Here is a 19,109-nt window from a genome sequence, read left to right on the forward strand (position 1 = left end):
AATATTAATTCTAATTAAAAATTTTGACAAAAATAGAGCAGCCTTCCAACTTAAAATGGTGTATTTGAAAAAGGAATGGTACTAATACTTAAATCAAGTTCTTTCTGAACTGTAAAGGGGTAAGTTGTGTATATCGCTTAAAATATTTGGTAAAATGCGAAGTGTCCTTAAATTCCAAATCATAGGCAATATCACTGATTGATTTGTTTGTATAAGCCAATTGTCTCTTCACCTCCATAATAATATGTTCGGCAATGACATCCGAGGCTGTTTTATTGAACACTTTATGACATATAGCATTAAGGTTCTGTGAGGTAGTATTTAAAGTCTCCGCATAGAAGGAAACATTATTTTTTAAATTTTCGGACAATAAATTTACAAATTGCACGGTCTTATCGGTATTTTCCCCTCCTTGCAAAGTGGCATACTTTACCATTTTTGCCAATATGGCCTTTAATCCCCCTTCCAGGGCTTCTTGGTTCAAATTAACTTGTTCCATCTCCCAACACAGGGACTTGAATAAAAAATTTAATGATTTATCGTCTTCTGCTACCTTTATTTTTTGACAGTTGTTCAGTTTTATCAACTGAGTATTGATGTACTTGTCCAGAGTTTTTTCTAAAAACGATTCCTTGATAATGATCACATATCCCTTGGGTTTTGTGGTAATCTCCCAGTGATGAACCTCATCCTTTTTAACAATAAACAGCAAGGGTGGTTCTATACTATGGCTTTGCATATCCAAATGATGGAAACCACTACCTTTTATAAAATAGACTATTTCAAGGTATTTATTGTGCTTGTGGGGCTTGGTATACCTTTTAGTGACATCAAATGGTTCTATTTTTATACCGACTTCAGCGTTAATTTTGTTATATGTGCTAATGGAATCGTTCAAAATGGCCTGTAGTTATCTATATATAGCGGTAAATGTAAATATTACGTTTTAAAGTCGATTTTATTAAACTTAACTTTATGATAAATTTATCATAAAGTTAAATTAACCTTTCTTTTCCAATTGCTGTTCACTTAACGTATTTACAGGGTATACTGGTTGGAAGACTACTAATTTGGCCGTCCTTATTTCCTTTACAATGTGTTAAAAAGGTCTGTTCGTATTTTTACCACTTTCCCCCTATTACCCACAAATAACATCCTATAACAAGCTGTTATTGGTTTCCAAATTTTCCAAAGCTGTAAACTTATGTTAAAGTCACATAAAAAAGAATGAACGTTCATTTTAATACTATCTTTGTATTCGTATTGTTATCAACATTGAACATCGGACGTTTAAATTCCCATTTAGAACATTATGGCCAAACTTCAAAAAAGTATTGAAAAGCGAAATGCCTTAGTAAAAGCTACCATTAACTTGGTCAATAATAATGGGTTCCATGCTACCCCCATGTCCAAGATTGCCAAAATGGCGAACGTTTCCCCCGCTACTATATACCTGTATTTTGAAAATAAGCAGGATTTGGTAAATAAAGTTTACTTGGAAGTTAAGTCGGCCTATACCGCTTATGCCTTCAAAAACTATAGTAATGACATTTCGGTCGTTAAAGGTTTTGAAACCATTTGGAAACGCATTGCCGATTTTAAACTTAAGGAAGTGGAGGAAGCCATGTTTCTGGCCCAGTGCGACAACACCCCTATTATAGATGAAGCCAGTAGACAGGAAGGGCTAAAACACCTTCAACCCTTACTGGACCTTTGGGAAAGGGGAAAAAAGGAAGGTATTATAAAACCTTTGTCGCCCTACCTATTATATGCGTACTCCATAAATCCCCTCTCTTTTTTAATGGTAATGCGACAACGGGGAGTCTTTCAGTTAAACCAGGATCACTTGGAGGATGCCTTTCAGGCGGCCTGGAACAGTATTAAAAAATAAAACTCAATTCACTTAAAACAACATTATGATTCAGACAATTTTGTTAAAAAATCGACCTAAAGGGAAACCTACTTTATCGGATTTCCAATTCGTGGAGGAAAAAAAGGATCTAAACCTCCAAGAAGGAGAAATACTTTTGGAGACCACTTACATCTCCGTTGACCCGTATTTAAGGGGAAGAATGAGCGATGCCAAATCGTACGTTCCACCTTTTGAGGTAGGTAAACCTATAACTTCCGGTATAGTTGCCAAAGTTATTGATTCCCAGAACGATAAATTTCAACAAGGCGATTATGTTTCGGGGATGATGGACTGGAAAACCCAACAGATTTCCAAAGGCGAAGGCCTTTTAAAAATAAATAAGGACCTAGCTCCGCTCAGTGCCTATTTGGGCATTTTGGGTATGACCGGATTAACCGCCTATTGTGGGCTAACCCAAATTGGCAAACCTAAGGCCTGGGAAACTTTAGTAGTTTCAGGTGCTGCAGGTGCCGTGGGCAGTGTAGTAGGACAGATAGGAAAAATCTTAGGACTCTATGTGGTGGGTATTGCAGGAACAGATGAAAAAGTAGCAATGCTTACCTCAGATTTTGGCTTTGACCATGCCATTAACTATAACACTACGGAGGATATGGGAACAGCCCTTAAAACTGCCTGTCCAGATGGTATAGATATTTATTTTGACAATGTAGGCGGCCCTATTTCAGATGCTGTTTTATTTAATATCAACAAATTTGCCAGAATGATCATTTGCGGTGCTATTTCGGTGTATAACAACACTGAAATACCAAAAAGTATCAGTGTTCACCCCTTTTTGGTAAAAAATAGCGCATTAATGCAAGGTTTTATAGTTTCCAATTATTCGGAGAAGTTCCCGGAGGCCATGAAGCAATTATCCACTTGGTTGATGGAAGGCAAATTAACCTACAAGGAAACCGTGGTGGAAGGTTTCGAAAATACCCCACAGGCATTTTTGGATTTGTTTGAGGGTAAAAACAAAGGGAAAATGATCGTGAAAGTCTAAGGCTTGGATTATTACCTAATTAAGAATATTAAAAAAACTAAAATGAACATATTATTTGTACTTACCTCCCATGATAAATTGGGGGATACCGGAAAGAAAACGGGATTTTGGATCGAAGAATTTGCCAACCCATATTATACTTTGTTGGACAAAGGGGCCGATATTACCTTGGCTACCCCAAAAGGCGGGGTGGCCCCGATAGATCCCAGCAGTGACACTCCTGATGCCAGCACTAAGGATACGCAGCGATTTAAAAATGATGCCGTGGCGCAGGAAAAAATTAACAATACATTGGCATTGTCAGAAATTGATCCCAATGATTACGACGCTATATTTTATCCAGGAGGCCACGGGCCATTATGGGATTTAGCTAACGATGCCACATCCATTAGCCTCATTGAAGCCTTTAATAGACAGAAAAAACCAGTTGGCTTTGTGTGCCACGCCCCGGCGGCATTAAAAGGCGTTAAGAATGAAGATGGCTCACCTTTGGTAAAAGGAAAAAAAGTAACCGGGTTTACCAATACCGAAGAAGAAGCCGTGCAACTCACCAATGTGGTACCCTTTCTTGTGGAAGACATGCTCAAAGAAAATGGAGGTATTTACTCCAAAAAATCTGACTGGGCCCCTTATGCCGTTCAGGATGGCAATTTGATTACAGGACAAAATCCGGCATCTTCGGAACTGGTTGCTCAAAAATTATTGGTATCCCTAAATTAAGGAATCGTCTTTAAGCTATAAAAGCCGAACATCTTTCAATAGTTGTTCGGCTATTTTTTTGCAATCGGATCATGTTAGCATTTTATTAAAATTTGGCACAATTAATCTTGAATTTTGTCATGGACTGGATTCCCCGCAGCTATGAAAATTCAGCAAATTTTAAAATCTTATGCAAAAAAGGTGGGCTATGACACCCACCTTATTTTATTTCTTATAAAATATCGTTATTCCCCAGCAACCAAAATAAAATCTTGGGAGGTGGTATTTCCAGCAACTATTTCTATATCGGTAACTGATTCCTCTTGGTAGGTTGATAATTCTACCTCAACATCATAACTTCCTGCCATTAGTCCCATAACCATATATTTTCCATCAGCATCAGTAAAAGTAGTAGTATTCAAGGTGTCGGCTGCAAAAACGGCCACTTGCGCCCCTTCCAATCCCACTGCAATTTCTTCCTGAAGTGTTGTCACCTTACCGGACAAAGTGCCAGCGGTAGACATATTGCAAGCCTTAATGACTGGTTTAAAATTAAAGCCGGTTATATTTTCAAATTTACTGCCTCCACCTTTGGCTACAAAAGATTTGCTTACATCAAAATCCAACAATAAATCGGCACTAAGTCCACCTTCAACCACAAGACCCGGTTTTATAAAGATCTTTATACCCGTTTGTTCCCCACTAGGTACTTTTAAATCAAATGTGGAGCCATCCGTAAGTACAACATTTACACCTTTAACATATACCCGTACAAGGTCGTAAATTCCAACAGGCACATCAAGATCCACCAAATTCTTGGTAACTCCATTGGTAAGCTCCAAAAGGTTGACCTCCATTTCATCTTCCATCAGAACAACAAAGGAAGATTTTTCTTCCGTTGTCATTGAGGAATCTGAATTGTCCTCTACCTCAGAATTAATATCCATATCCCCCTTGTAACGGGCATCTATCTTAAAAATAATAACGTTGGCCTCTGCTACCAGGTCATGTGGAAAAGGTGCGTCCGTTAGGTTAACGGAAAGCCTTCCATAATCACTATTCTTATCATTATTGTCCGTACAAGAGACTAAAACGGTTACAACAAACAATGCAATTGTAAATAGTTTAATTTTCATAGTTATAAATTTTAGTAATTAGTAATTATTGGTATACCTCCTTATTTAAAGGCTATATATAATAACAACCAAAGATGGGGTATACCCTACCACTATTTCAATAGTTTTTATTTTTTTCGATGAAATGCATTCATCATTTATTTTCTGGGAGACAGCACAATTCCATAAAAGGATAGGCTACTATTTAAGAAATTTATTCCTTGGGGGATCTATGATCATAGCTCAATACCCGTTTTAACTGCCACATACTATCCTGTAGTATAAAAACATGGGAAAATTTGGCTATCCCTGTCATGTACAGTTCTTTATTGGCCTCCTTTATATAAAATTCATGGACCCCGTTCTGTATCGCCCCGTACAAAACGCCGTTATTATACAAAGGATACACTTCCATACTGTTAGCCACCAATTTACGAATTGGCTTCTTATCTCCGTTACCGCAAATATTTTGTTCTATAGCCTTAAAAAAATCTTCCTTGGAGGTACTTATCCCAGATTGATCGTGATAAAATTCCAAATCTGGTGCAATTAAATGCTCCATCTCCTTAAGCTCACAATTATTGAACCCATTTACGAATAAGATACTATCCAATCCCATTATGGTTCTATAAAGTTCGGAGGAGGATTCCACTTGGGCGTGCCCCATGTTGAAAAATAACAATATGTGGATTAAAACTCCCACTATCCTAAAAGATGAAACGGTTGTCATAATGATCAATGTTTAGTATTACGCTACTAAAGATAATACCCTTATAGCTTTGTTACAATATTTCCCTTGCCGTGAATCGTGGTATGTACCTACTTCTTATTTTATGAAAGCAATAAAACAGACTACCACAATGGGCAAAAATTAAAAAGAGGCCACAATAGCCCCTTTTTAATTTGAAATATCGAGATTAGACAAGGCAAAAATTACTGTAAACCCCTTGCTTTTAACATAGGTTCAATTTTTGGATCCCCGCCGCGCCAATCCTTGTACATTTTTTCCAAGGGCAAAGTATTGCCACGAGAAAGAATCATATCCCGTAATCGCTGACCATTCTCCCTGGTAAGTCCACCATGTGTCTCAAACCAATTGTAGGCGTCATGGTGCAGCATCTCCGTCCATAGATAAGAATAGTAACCTGCCGCATATCCACTGCCAAATATATGGGCGAAATAAGTAGATCTATAACGTGGCGGTACGGCAGAAACCACATCCAATTTCGTTGTATGCAAGGCTTCCTTTTCAAAGGCATTTGCATCCTCTATTTTAATGTCCGATCCAATGGTATGCCATTGCATGTCCAAGTTGGAAGCTGCTAAATTTTCGGTTAGGCTATACCCCTGGTTAAAAGTGCCCGATTTCTTTATCTTATCTATGAGCTCTTGCGGAATTTGTTCCCCTGTTTTGTAATGCAGGGCATAGTTTTTCAGGATTTCAGGGTAAAGCGCCCAGTTTTCATTGAACTGGGAAGGAAACTCAACAAAATCCCTGGCCACCGAAGTGCCCGACAAGGAAGGATACTGCTGGTCGGCAAAAAAGCCGTGGAGCGCATGTCCAAATTCATGGAACATGGTCTCTACCTCATCATAGGTAAGCAATGCCGGTTCACCTGCTACAGGTTTCGGATAATTACAAGCATTGTAGATCACAGGTTTCTTATTGTAGAGTTTGGATTGATCTACAAAATTGCTCATCCAAGCCCCTCCCCGCTTACTTGGGCGGGAAAAGAAATCGCCATAGAACAATCCCAATGGATCTCCGTTCTCCTCAAAAAGCTCATATACCAATACATCTTCGTGATAGGTTGGGATATCTGTTCTGGCCTTATAGCTAATTCCATATAATTTTTCGGCGGCATAGAAAACCCCTTTTTCCAATACTGTCTTCAGCTCAAAATATGGCTTAATCTGGTTTTCATCCAAATCGTATTTAGCCTTTCGCACCATTTCGGCGTAGTGGTTCCAATCCCAAGGGGCAAGGGTAAAATCCCCTCCCGTTTTCTGGATCATTTCTTGAATTTCCTTGGCTTCTTGCCCCGCCTTGGCCGTAGCTGAAGGAACAAGTCCCTTGAAAAGTTTAAATACGTTTTCCGGCACTTTGGCCATGGTATTCTGCAAGCTCCATTCTGCATAATTTGAAAATCCCAACAAGGCCCCTTTTTTGGCTCTTAATTCGGCAATTTCGGTAATAACGGCCTTGGTATCCTGGGCAGTGCCATCGGCACGCAACCAAGCAGCCTTGAACAATTTCTCCCTTGTCTCCCTTTTTTTCAAGGATTGCAATAAAGGTTGTTGTGTGGTATTTTGAAGTGCAATTTTCCAGCCTTGCCCATCTTTGATCTCCAATGATTTCAATTCGGCATCCGAGAGTCCTTCTAGCTCGGACTTATCTGTAAAAATAACTGCCCCGGCATTATTGGCCTCCAACAAGGTTTTATTGAAAGTATTGCTCAAAGTAGCCAATCTGGAATTGTACGACTTTAAGATTTCCTTGTTTTCAGGAGAAAGGTTGGCACCGGCGATTTCAAAATCCTCAAAATAATTCTCCAACAATCTTAAGGATTCCCCATCCAAATTAAGACTTTCCCTTTTTTCATACAGTGTTTTTACCCGCTGAAATAAGGTGTCATTGAGATAAATTGCATCCCGAAGTTCCGAAAATTTAGGTGCCATTTCTTCTTGGACGGCTTGTAGGGTATCATTGGTGTGGGCACCGGTAAGTGCAGAAAATACATTTCTCACCCGATCTAAAAGTACACCACTCTTTTCCAGCGCCAATATGGTATTTTCAAAAGTCGCCGCTTCAGTACTATTTGCAATATTTTCAATGATTTCTCTTTTCTCGTCCATTCCTTGCAATAATGCTTCCCTGAAATGATCGTTATTAATTTTGGTGAAATCGGGAGCTCCATATGGCAAGGTACTTTCGGCGATTAATGGATTATGATTGGTGTTCATGGAATTTTGGGAGGTTATATTATTCTTTTTATTTGAGTCCTTACAAGCGGAAAATATAAGCGTTAATAATAACACGGAAAAAACTTTTTTCATTCACTGATCATTTTAAGGATTAAATACAAAAATACTGAAATTAGTAGAATCCCAGTTCTTTGGCACTCTCAATAAACTGTTCTTGTATATGATCTTTAACACCCTAAATCCTATAATTCAGCAAATTGATACAGTTAATAAACAAGCATAAAAAAGCCTTACCGGAGGAGTAAGGCTACAAAATTATCGAAGTATAAATATCCCTATTCATCAAAGTCGAAGGTCATTTTCTTCTTATGATTTCCGTCGGTCAAAGTAACTTTATACTGTTTTTTCGTCAAATTATCCTCGGAAAATACACATATGTAGCGGTTCTTCTCCATTTTCCATCCCTCGTTTCCATCAAATACCATTTTTCTGACGGTCATTGGAAGAACAATATCCTCAAAATTCTCAAAGGCTGTTACTATTGAACCATCTGCGGTATAAGAAGCAATTATATCCCCGTTACTTGCTTTAAAGATAACATCGAAAGTCCTAATGGCTTTTTTGTCGTATTCGGATAAGGAGGTTACATCAAAATTGGCGGCTTTGAATTGCAGTTCCTGAACTACTTCAGGGGTATGTGAATCATTAACCTTGTTTAAATAGGCTACATTAATAGGTGATAGGGTAATGGCATCCAAGGTTACAGGTGTAATTCCGTCATTGTCTTCCTGTGCAAAAAGAAAGCACGTAAGACCAAAAAAAATCAATAATGTTGCAAATTGTTTCATGATAGGTGGTTTAAATTATTATTAAATAGATGAAACCACAAGATATAACTAGTTGTTAATCAATACATAACAATTATACATCCTATTCTTAAAACTTAATTTTAAAGCGTTTAATAAATGTGTTAAAGCCTTACAACTATGTTACTTTAAAGAATAATGGATCCACGGACCCAATGGCATTAATCCGGAATAGTTAGTGGAGGGACGGGAAATTTCATTTTATAATACAGATTCAAATATCTTGGATCTTGTCTATAGGGTGCCAACAACGGCTCGGCCCGTAACCAGGTCATTTCCACTTCGTGGTTATTATAGGATTTTTGAAGCCAATTAAATACTTCCTGCCTATTTTGGATATGACAGTAATAAAGTGCCATAAACCAGGCCGGGCTACCAGACGATCCATCCCTGAACTGTTTCTGCAAGGTGGTAAGGCTTTCTTGAACACCCTCCAAGTTATTGGCCATTTCATAATGTAACGCATTAAGCCAGACTACAATGGGTGGACGGTCTGCGAAAATATTCATCAATTGCCCTAGCTTTTCCTTAGAGGCAGTATATTCTCCAAAATAGTAGTACCATTTGGCAGCTTCCCTTAAATAAAACATATCATCCATAAACAGCGGATCATATTGCCTCAATTCCTCTATTGCTTCCTCTGTGGAAGACACGAAAAAAATCACCGAGGCCCTAATGGCAAATAACCATCCATACGATGGATCTTCCAAAATAAGCTTATTTAGTTCTGATAGGGCATATGAGTATTTACCGGTCTTAAGATAATAATCAACAAAGAGATTTTCATTCCAATTATCGGCACCTATCCGGGCATAGGTATCATCTACATAGTGCTCCACAGCCTCAAAATTCCAATCAAAATAGAATTTACCAATATGCAATTGATCGGACAATTGCATATTATCAACATCAATTAAGGCAGCCTTTTCCAAATAATACTTAGCATTTTTCCAAGCCTCCTGCTCGCCATACATACCCCAAACAGCTCCCCCTGTAACATAAATATCAGCGAGGCCAAGGTAAGGGTCTATAAAAGTGGAATCCAAGTCCAAGGCCTTCTCATACAAAGGAATGGCATTTTTAAAGGATGTCTGATTATATTTATTGTTTTGATATTGGGCCAAGAGATAGTAATTATAGGCTTCTTCATTTTTTGTGGGTATACCTTTGAAGGCATCATAATCCTTGTCTGTAAGTTTCACATTCATTATAGTGGCGACATTTTCCGCAACCTTCGATTGAATTTCGAAAATTTCATTCGCTTTCCATTCCCCGGAATAGGAGCCGGACCATAGTAATTTGTTCAGAGGACCATCATTCAATCTTAAATTTATTTTGAATTGACTACCATGTTTTTGAAAGTTACCTTCCAAAATGTAAAAAACGTTAAGCTTTTTAGCCAATTCAGGCATATTTATTTCACTGTTCTTGAATTGAAGGCTCGACGTAAAAGGTACCACCCTGTCCATTTCCCTTATTTCTGAAATTCTGCTGATTACGGCATCGGTCATCCCATCACTTATATATTCCAATTTGGGATCGCCACTCCAATTCTTTAGAGGTAATACCAAAATGGACTTGCTACTATGGCTAGAGGGCAATGGTGAAGTTGTTGGAGTACTATTCACTGATTTTGCCCAAATACCCCTATATTGAAAATAGCCAATAAGACTAATAAGAAAAAGGATTCCCAAGACTATGGTCATCAACAATTTTGGCGTATCGGTTTTTTTTGCGGTCGTACGTTGCTGTTCCAAGTGCTCACGAATTTTAGCTTCCCCAGGAGTAAAGCCATAATACTCCTTAAAGCAAGTATTAAAATAGGTAGGGCTGTGAAAACCTACGGAATAAGCAATTTCAGAAACCGTAGCCATATCTTTTTGGAGAAGCTCCATAGACTTTTCAAGCCTCAATTCGCGAATAAACTGACTAACGGATTTACCGGTCAACTTCTTTAAACGCCTATGCAAATGTGAACGGCTTACCCCATATATACGGGCTGCCTCTTTTACTCCAAATTGCTCGTTATCGAAATTACTACGAATAATTTCAGTCAATTTTAGAAGAAAAAAATCGTCTTGACTCTTTGAATCAGAATTATCCATAAAATATTGGATTAATAATCTTAGGGAGAAAATGGCACTCTTTCTAAGTTACAAAATATTAATCATAATAAGTTGATTAATAAGAATATAAGACTACCAACCTATTCAATGAACACTCCAAATTTATTAGAATCTCTACAACAATTTAAATTCACTATCTTTTTCGGAAACTAAACATTTCTCCTGATGGATGAATTATTATTGAGGATAGCAAATTCTTTTTTTTATGTTTTCCATACGGTTCTCATAATTTTTAATTTGTTCGGATGGATATTAAAACGTACACGAAAACTTAATCTTATCACCTTACTTTTAACCTTCGGGTCTTGGGTTTTGTTGGGGATTTGGAAAGGTTGGGGATATTGTTTTTTAACCCATTGGCATTATGAGATTCTTGGACGCTTGGGTGAACACAATTTACCGAATAGCTATATTGCCTTTTTGGTTAAAAAAATTACGGGCTGGTTGCCCAGTGCCGAACTTATAAATTTCTATACCCTTGCCTTGGCAATTTTGGCTTTATTATGTTCACTTTGGGCAAACCTCAAATCTGGAAGAAGAAAAAGAAAACCTCGTTAAATGCTGTAACAAATATTTTTTTGACAATTATATCGTATCTTTTTTAGCTTGAAATCATTAATTAATATAGTTAAATATGCTCACAAAGGAGGAAATTGAAATATTGGAAAGCCAAGGTTATTTGTCTTTGGGCAAACTATTGACAGATGCACAGGTAAAAGCCATAAACGACAGGATTGATGCCCTAATGCTCAATGAAGGTGGGTCGGCCGGATCGGAATTGGCCGAATCCAAATATATAAGGCATCCTAAGGAGGAGGGCGCCGATCGCTTGGCCGATCTCGTTAACAAAGGTGACGTATTTGATATTTTCTACACACATCCAAGAGTGTTGGCAGGTATTGCTGCTGTACTTGGCTCATCCTTTAAATTATCCTCCCTGAACTACAGAGCTGCGAAACCTGGACTTGGACATCAAAATTTACACGTAGATTGGGGCAATAAAATGGTGGAAGGTGAGTACAAAGTCTGTAATTCCATTTGGTTATTGGATAACTTTACAGAAAATAATGGAGCTACACGTATAGTGCCCGGCACCCATAAACTTGGAATAGCGCCACAAGAAAAAATGGAGGACCCCAGCCTTCCCCATCCTGATGAAATCATCATCACCGCACCGGCAGGATCGGTTTTTATTTTTAACTCCCACGCCTGGCATGGAGGAACTACCAACCGTACTGATAAGCCTAGAAGAAGTATACACAGTTATTTTTGCACCTCTGACCAGCCGCAACAGATAGATCAAAAAAAATATATTACCGAGGAAACCAAACAACGGGTAGGTAAAGAAGCCCTGAAAATTTTGGATGTTTAGTGGACTTCAAGAACTCGAAGATATCTTTCATTATAGGGCAAGCCCATTAGATGGCTTGCCCAAATTGTTTTCTACCCCTCTAGTTACTTGGAAGAATATTCTGGTTTACCCTAAAAAAGTTATTGGGGTCATAATGTTTTTTTATACGGGCCAATCGCTGGTAGTTATGCTTATAACTTGCTTTTACCCGTTCCTGACCTTCATCCATCATAAAATTGGAATAGGCACCACCAGAGGAATGTGGATGCAATTCATTGTAATAATCCTTGCACCAATTAGTGATTTTATCGGCATTTGCCGGATCCGGATCCACCCCTACAATTACACCTGCATATTTGGCATCCCTATATGCCCATGGTGTATCTTTATCTCCAACCCTAGCTGCAGCTCCGCTAATGGGGTATAAGTGCATTTGTGAAAGTGGGGTCGGGATTTTAGATCCGTATTTTAAATGCCCAGCCCTAACTTCTGGACCTAATTTATTAAAAAAGTCGGCCCTCCAATACCATTGCAGTCCCGGAGGCATAAGCCCATCAAACATTGTTTGAATGGAAGGATAAGGCATTTCGCCCACATGTTGGAACAAGGGTTTCTTGGCCAAAACGGGTTTAAAAATTTCTTCAAATTTGTCTGGATGACCCGTATAGCACCATACAACTCCACAGAATTGCTTATTGTGCAAATGTTCGGGAAATGGTGGACCTGGAATAATCATGGTTGCAATAAAACCATTTAGGTCTTCCGGGGCTTTATGTATAAAATCATCAAACCAAGCCATAATTTCCTCAGTTTGCTCTATTGGCCATAAGGTAGGTCCTCCAATTACAGTTTTTAAAGGATGGGCTTGAAATTTAAAGGAAGTTACGATTCCAAAATTTCCACCACCCCCGCGAATGGCCCAAAAAAGATCAGGATGCTGCTTGGCGTTTGTGGTAACAAAAGAACCATCGGCCAACACCATATCTGCTTCCAACAAATTGTCTATGGTAAGTCCGTATTTCCTGGAAAGATAACCTACACCACCTCCCAGTGTTAATCCGCCTACACCTGTTGTAGAAATCATTCCACTCGGAATTGCCAATCCAAAAGCATGGGTGGCATGATCTACTTCACCCCAAATGTTGCCACCCCCAACACGTACCGTATTATTGGAAGTGTCCACTTGAACAAATTTGATTCCGGATAAATCAATGACCATACCGTCATCGCACAGACCCAAACCCCCTCCATTATGACCACCTCCCCTAACAGCGATCAACAAATCGTTTTCCCTGCCAAAGTTTACCGAAGCCATTACATCGGCCACATCCACACACATGACGATCATACCGGGATGTTTATCTATCATACCATTATAAACTTTGCGGATACTATTGTATTTGCCATCGGAAGGCATTACTACTTCTCCCCTTATTTCTTTTTTAAAGGATGCAATACGATCCGCATCCATGCCTATTACCATTTCCATAATTCTAATTTTTAATGTTCGTTTAACTTAATTTTCAAGACTTCTCATTATTCTTTAAGCACCATTGGAAATGCATCCAGGGGCTCCTCAAAGGCTATAAACAAGACACAAGGGTCTTTATCTCCACATTTTGCGGTATGAGGTTTGGTAGACGGACCAAAGGCATAGGAGCCCACTTTCATTATCTGCTCTGTTTCACCTTCATAGGTAACATGAAGTTCCCCAGAAACAAGGATCATGCGCTCGGCGGAAGTATGCCAGTGCTCCGGTATTTCATAGTTGGCGGGCACCTTAAAAAAAACATCCACATTTTTTTTGGAAGGGTCTCCGTGCAATACCGATATTGTGCAACCCTCTGGCATAAAAGATGGGCAAGGGCCCCATTGTAAATCCTTATCTTTATGCGTTTTTACAAAGGAGATTTCCGAACCATTCTCTAGGCTGCCCTGTCCAAAAAAGGAAAAACTTACAAAAAGTGTCAATAACAAAGTGATAACTTTCAATTGGGAATACTTTAGAGTGTTGTTCATGACTAAAATGTTTTAAGATTAATAATTGTTACTATTGTATTAGAGGCAACCCTCCTAGAAATAGATTATTGGAGGTTTTACCGTTTCTTTTTCCTTTTTTCACCTTGACCCATATCAAAAGGAAAGGATGGAATTGGGAAAATAATTCGCGATTGGTTACTTTATTTTTAAAACAGGGGGAATACGGCAAAAACTACACCGCTGCAAATGGGGGATTACAATTCTATATATCGCTACCATTTTAATCGTGCACGATAAACATCGTTGACTAGAAGTAAAATTAAATGAAGTTTACAACGATGACCTCCATAATTAATTCAAATAGTTACAAAATTCAATCATGGATAAACTTATTCTTAAAGACTATTCAGCATAATTTTGGACATATTTAGAGGGAAGGATCCCAAAATTATCCATAAAACATTTCGAGAAATAGGCTGGACTGTTGAATCCTGTACCGAAGGCAATTTCGGAAATATTATTTACCTTTTTATCCAATAGGTCCAAGGCCTTTGTCAGCCGGTAGTCCCTTATAAAGCTATTGGGCGACTTCCCGGTAAGACCGATCATTTTTCTGTATAATTGGGATTTGCTGTAGCCTAGGTTTTTACTAAAATGATCTGAATTGAAGGATGCATTGGTCCATTCTTTTTCGGTGTAATCCATCAATTGGTTTACAAATTTTTCTTCTCCAACACTCAGGGCTTTTATGTTCTTATGGCTCAATTTAACGTTCAAATTTTCACTCTCGTACAATTCCTTGACCTCTTGGGATAAAACAATTTTCCCATGGGCCATAGTACAAAACCGTTCTGCCAATTTGATGGTATCCTCAAAAATACCATCCTTCTCGGTTACGGGAACCCCTACGTGCAAACCAATACTCAATTGAATATCCGGACTTTTATCCTTAGATACCCCTCCAAGCTTGGAAAAGACCTCTTGGGAGCAAAGCACGGCATTGGTTACCGAATTGAAGGACAATAAAAAATTACCGGATTTTTGTCTTACCACCCTGCCCAAAAATTTATCTATGGATTGCAGAATGGATCTATTATAATTTAGCAACTCCCCAATCATATGATTGGGATCCATAGTCTTAAATGATGATTTTCTTAATCCAACGACCATTATGGTCCTACAAGCCGGATCGTTGATAATGTTTAATTCCGTCTTTTGGGATTTTTCCGGATCCTCTATTCTACCCAAAAACGATTCCACTATAGAAGCCTCAACTTCTATAATTCTATGGGGCACCTCGCCATGGGCATGATTGTGCATATCCTGAATGGCCTTCTTATTTGGGGCTTGGATAAGACAAAATGCCGTACGCCTTTTTTCATCGCACCAATAGGTCATACCCTTGCATCCATAAAGATGCTCTATTTTTAAATCCTCCCGATGCATTTGCGCAACATGCACCGCGGTAATCTCCTCAGGAATATCGTGACGATCCATGTAAATAGGCATAACAGAAATTTTTACTCAAGTTAGTGATTTTAATTCAGTTAGCTAAGAGTTTGCCTATTTCGTTTTATCATTATTAAAAGAACATTTAAGAATAGAATAGTTCCCCTTTACTCGTTTAATTGGAGGTCGGGAATTTTATTTAAGAGCGATAATGAGGTGTAGAATTTACGCAAGTAATCTCCAAATCTGTGCTACCAAAAATGTAACCACAAATCCTAATATAACCGGTAATACCGAAGCCACTGTAGTCCATTTTACACTTTTGGTCTCCTTATAAATAGTATATATTGTAGTGCTACATGGATTGTGCAACAAACTGAACAACATTAGGTTAATAGCCGTTAAGAGCGTCCACCCCCCTGCCCTCAGAATATCCCCAGTGGCAGTTACGGAATCCAATTCGAACATTACACCAGCCCCTTCTCCTGCAGAAATTCCTGTAACCAGAACGGTCAACATCAAAATAGTGGGTATCACAATTTCGTTGGCAGGAATAGCTACAATATAGGCCACCAAAATAACGCCGTTGAGGCCCAAAAGGAATCCAAAGCCATCCAAAGAATCTATCAACCAAGCAGCAATACTATCATCTCCCAAATAAATATTGGATATAAGCCAAATTACGGCTCCCGCAGGGGCAGCAAAAACAATTGCGCGCCATAGCACAATCAAGGTCCTATCTATAATTGAAGTATAGATGGTTTTCCAAAATCGCGGAGGACGGTAGGGAGGTAATTCCAAATTAAAGGTAGAAACTTCTCCTTTCAACACCGTCTTGGACAAGCCCCAAGAAACCAAAAACATAAACACCATGCCCAACACAGCTATGCCTATAACGGCCGCCAATGACATAATCCCCGAATAGGTAGCCGGTACAAGGGCCCCCACAAATATGGTTGCAATCAGAATCTGCGTGGGCCAACGCCCATTACAAAGTGAAAAATTATTGGTGATAATGGCAATCAATCTTTCCCTAGGGCTGTCTATAATCCGGGTAGCCACAATACCTGCAGCGTTACATCCGAAGCCCATACTCATTGTCAAGGCCTGTTTACCGTGTGCTCCGGATAATTTAAATAAATGATCCAAATTAAAGGCAACCCTTGGTAGATATCCAAAATCTTCCAACAGGGTAAATAAGGGAAAAAATATCGCCATAGGAGGCAACATTACGGCAATGACCCAGGCTACCGCCAAGTACACCCCATCAATCAAAAAACCGTCCAGCCACCATGGCATGCCAATGTTGGAGGCGAATCCCTTTAAAGCCGGATGAATCGTATCTAACAACAATCCGGACAACATTGCGGAAGGGTAATTGGCGCCAACTATGGTCATCCAAAGCACTACAGCCAATATTACAAACATAAGAGGGAAACCCCAGACCTTGCTCGTAATGATCTTATCTATTTTGGCGTCTATCCTAAAAGTTCCCTTTTCATCCTTTTTACGTACAGCGCCCTTTACTATTTCAGCGGCATCAGCATAAATTCCTTCCGCCAGATTATCATGGAATTCATCTCCAATTTGCCAACGCAGGTCATTGGAAAGAGCAATAATATGATCTATTTTGTTAGTATTCATTGAGCTATAATTAAACGAATTCACCCGTTTTAAGGGTTTCAAAAATATTTCTGTCCCCTTCCAGCAAGCGTAAGGCTATCCACCTACTATTGGGAATGTCCGGATAGACTTCTTTTATTTCCACGCTTAATTTTTCCAGGGCCTGCTCTATATTTTTAGGTATATTTTTAATGCGATGGGGCTTACAAACAATTTTACCGTTGGCCAGTTCACTAATAGTCTGGATCAGTTCCGGAATTCCCCTATTATACCTAGCGCTAGTAGGGACCACAGGAATACCTAGGTCTTTGGCCAAAGTACGGGTATCTATTTCCAGATTATTTCTTTCCGCCTCATCCATTAAATTTAAACACAGGACTGCGTTATTGGTAATTTCCAAAATCTGTAATACCAAATTCAAATTTCTTTCCAGCCTACTGGCATCTACTACTATTACCGTTACCGAGGGCTTTCCAAAAAGAATAAAATTCCTGGCAACTTCCTCATCTTCCGAGGTAGAAAGCAAAGAATAGGTGCCCGGTAGGTCTACCAGTTTAAATTTTTCCTTATTGTATTCAAAAGCACCTTCCGCCCTGGTTACCGTTTTGCCAGGCCAATTACCGGTATGTTGTCGTAAACCGGTCATGGCGTTAAAAACAGTACTCTTTCCGGTATTCGGATTACCGGCCAATGCTACCACATAATCAAAATCGGAGGTGTTTACCCCTAACTTCTTCAATCCGTCAGCATTGAATTGGGCACAGGTCTCACACGCACTTTTTGGTTTAACTTCCATGATTTAATCTTTTTGTATTAGAATTTTCGATGCTTGATTTTGACGAAGGGCAATACTGGTTCCCTTGATCAAAAAGGCCTTGGGATCGCCCAAAGGATTCAGAAGGTCTATTTTGACCTCTGCTCCTTTCACAAAACCCAAATCCAACAATCTTCTTCTACTATCTCCCCTAATTTCCTTGGATATTCCTATAATCTTGGCAGTTTCATTTTCCTTCAAAATGGACAGCCTCGCTAAATTTTCTTCAAATACTACGTCCTTTTCCAAAACTGAAACCGTTATATTACCTGCCATTATGGGCGCCAATACAAAGGCTTCCCCCTCTGAATGAAATTCAATACGGGCTGGCGTCTTTTCCATGATCCGTATCACAGATCCGATATGGATGTTTTCTGCCAGGATCTGCTTGTAAATTATTTCGGGCTTATCCTTGATATGGATAATTCTTCCAATAGTGCCAATAGGCAGTTCCGAAACTGGTATTCCTTTAACTTTGGCAATCTTTCCCGTATTGGTTGGTATGGGATCACCATGTGGGTCAAACTGGGGATTACCCAACTGGGAAGACAGAATATCTGCCTCCACCTTGGACAATTCATGTTCCATTCTTTCTGCCCTTTCGTGCCATTCCGATTCCTTAAACCCAGTCTTTTCTGCTAAAAATTTCTCCCATAGCCTATGGGCCCTAACTATACGAAGGGCATAATCACTGCCCGATTTTGTAAGTTTCACGCTATCTCCCTGTATGCTTATCAAAGCATGGTCGGACATTCTATTAATGCATTCGAGTATAAGCTTATCATTGTACTTTAAAGTTCTGATAATGTCGTTGACATTAAGATGTTTATCCGCATTTTCATTGTGATACAACAGTTTTAGAACATCCTCAACGACAATTTTGTCATTCGAAACCGAACTATTTTTTATCAGCCAAAACCATCCCTTATTTGGCCTAAATAATAAATATGCCAAAATTGATAAAGCAAAAAACACTGCCAGTGCAGTTATAGGGTTATAGGTATTCATTGGTCTGTTGTAGATATATTTTTGGCTACCGTACGCTTAAATGTAGGCCATGGCCCATTTTAACCTCGGTTTTATAATTTTTTATAAAGATAATTATTAATTTTTAGATTAACCTAAAAAAATATTTCACATAGACTATATTATAAGCATGGTCAATCAACCTGGTCTCTACCTTGCATTCGCGTTTAATATTGTGGTGTACTTTTAAATTTTATCTTCCATTTTGTAGCCTATTCAT

At 38.9% G+C, this 19,109-nt stretch carries 15 protein-coding genes and 1 pseudogene; 5 read left to right on the top strand and 11 right to left on the bottom strand.

The features are described from left to right. Positions 1-88 precede the first annotated feature (88 nt). Positions 89-898: an AraC family transcriptional regulator gene (locus BUA60_RS09340; protein WP_072861467.1), complete on the bottom strand. Its 810-nt coding sequence runs from the start codon at positions 896-898 to the stop codon at positions 89-91. Positions 899-1,312: 414 nt separating this feature from the next. Between BUA60_RS09340 and BUA60_RS09345 the strand changes: the two genes are divergently transcribed. From BUA60_RS09345 to BUA60_RS09355, 3 genes are read left to right on the top strand one after another with little or no spacing between them, the layout of a single operon-like run. After that, on the top strand, positions 1,313-1,891 hold the full coding sequence (locus BUA60_RS09345) for a TetR/AcrR family transcriptional regulator (protein ID WP_072861468.1): 579 nt from the start codon (positions 1,313-1,315) through the stop codon (positions 1,889-1,891). A 25-nt stretch (positions 1,892-1,916) separates the two neighbouring features. Continuing rightward, positions 1,917-2,915 (top strand): NADP-dependent oxidoreductase, encoded by a 999-nt coding sequence (locus BUA60_RS09350; RefSeq protein WP_072861469.1) that lies wholly within the window; start codon positions 1,917-1,919, stop codon positions 2,913-2,915. Between the two features lie 42 nt (positions 2,916-2,957). Next, entirely contained in the window at positions 2,958-3,635 is a 678-nt protein-coding gene (locus BUA60_RS09355; RefSeq protein WP_072861470.1) for a type 1 glutamine amidotransferase domain-containing protein, read from the top strand. A 224-nt stretch (positions 3,636-3,859) separates the two neighbouring features. On the opposite strand, the gene BUA60_RS09360 is transcribed toward BUA60_RS09355, so the two are convergent. From BUA60_RS09360 to BUA60_RS09380, 5 genes are all read right to left on the bottom strand, one after another. Further along, positions 3,860-4,750: a DUF4382 domain-containing protein gene (locus BUA60_RS09360; protein WP_072861471.1), complete on the bottom strand. Its 891-nt coding sequence runs from the start codon at positions 4,748-4,750 to the stop codon at positions 3,860-3,862. 193 nt (positions 4,751-4,943) lie between these two features. After that, positions 4,944-5,459: a DUF4440 domain-containing protein gene (locus tag BUA60_RS09365; RefSeq protein ID WP_072861472.1), complete on the bottom strand. Its 516-nt coding sequence runs from the start codon at positions 5,457-5,459 to the stop codon at positions 4,944-4,946. Positions 5,460-5,662: 203 nt separating this feature from the next. Further along, positions 5,663-7,786, bottom strand: coding sequence for a M3 family metallopeptidase (locus BUA60_RS09370; RefSeq protein WP_072861473.1), 2,124 nt, complete (start codon positions 7,784-7,786; stop codon positions 5,663-5,665). Positions 7,787-7,989: 203 nt separating this feature from the next. Further along, a complete protein-coding gene (locus tag BUA60_RS09375) occupies positions 7,990-8,502 on the bottom strand; it encodes a hypothetical protein (protein WP_072861474.1) in 513 nt (170 codons plus the stop codon). Between the two features lie 179 nt (positions 8,503-8,681). Then, entirely contained in the window at positions 8,682-10,625 is a 1,944-nt protein-coding gene (locus BUA60_RS09380; RefSeq protein WP_072861475.1) for a helix-turn-helix domain-containing protein, read from the bottom strand. A gap of 186 nt (positions 10,626-10,811) precedes the next feature. On the opposite strand from BUA60_RS09380, the gene BUA60_RS09385 reads away from it, so the two are divergent. Beyond that, positions 10,812-11,204, top strand: a complete 393-nt coding sequence (locus BUA60_RS09385) for a DUF2784 family protein (protein WP_072861476.1) — start codon at positions 10,812-10,814, stop codon at positions 11,202-11,204. Positions 11,205-11,280: 76 nt separating this feature from the next. Beyond that, on the top strand, positions 11,281-12,018 hold the full coding sequence (locus tag BUA60_RS09390; protein ID WP_072861477.1) for a phytanoyl-CoA dioxygenase family protein: 738 nt from the start codon (positions 11,281-11,283) through the stop codon (positions 12,016-12,018). Between the two features lie 79 nt (positions 12,019-12,097). Here BUA60_RS09390 and BUA60_RS09395 read toward each other — a convergent pair whose 3' ends face one another. The 5 genes and pseudogenes from BUA60_RS09395 to BUA60_RS09415 form a co-directional block, all read right to left on the bottom strand. Further along, positions 12,098-13,486, bottom strand: coding sequence for an FAD-binding oxidoreductase (locus tag BUA60_RS09395; protein WP_072861478.1), 1,389 nt, complete (start codon positions 13,484-13,486; stop codon positions 12,098-12,100). A 47-nt stretch (positions 13,487-13,533) separates the two neighbouring features. Then, positions 13,534-14,016, bottom strand: a complete 483-nt coding sequence (locus tag BUA60_RS09400) for a cupin domain-containing protein (protein ID WP_072861479.1) — start codon at positions 14,014-14,016, stop codon at positions 13,534-13,536. Positions 14,017-14,379: 363 nt separating this feature from the next. Further along, positions 14,380-15,486 (bottom strand): nickel-binding protein, encoded by a 1,107-nt coding sequence (locus BUA60_RS09405; RefSeq protein WP_072861480.1) that lies wholly within the window; start codon positions 15,484-15,486, stop codon positions 14,380-14,382. Positions 15,487-15,651: 165 nt separating this feature from the next. Beyond that, positions 15,652-17,845: pseudogene (gene feoB, locus BUA60_RS09410) on the bottom strand (ferrous iron transport protein B). A gap of 3 nt (positions 17,846-17,848) precedes the next feature. Beyond that, on the bottom strand, positions 17,849-18,871 hold the full coding sequence (locus BUA60_RS09415) for a metal-dependent transcriptional regulator (RefSeq protein WP_084532549.1): 1,023 nt from the start codon (positions 18,869-18,871) through the stop codon (positions 17,849-17,851). Positions 18,872-19,109: the final 238 nt, after the last annotated feature.

The sequence above is a fragment of the Arenibacter palladensis genome (genome assembly GCF_900129275.1).
In the GTDB taxonomy this organism is placed as follows: Bacteria; Bacteroidota; Bacteroidia; order Flavobacteriales; family Flavobacteriaceae; genus Arenibacter; species Arenibacter palladensis.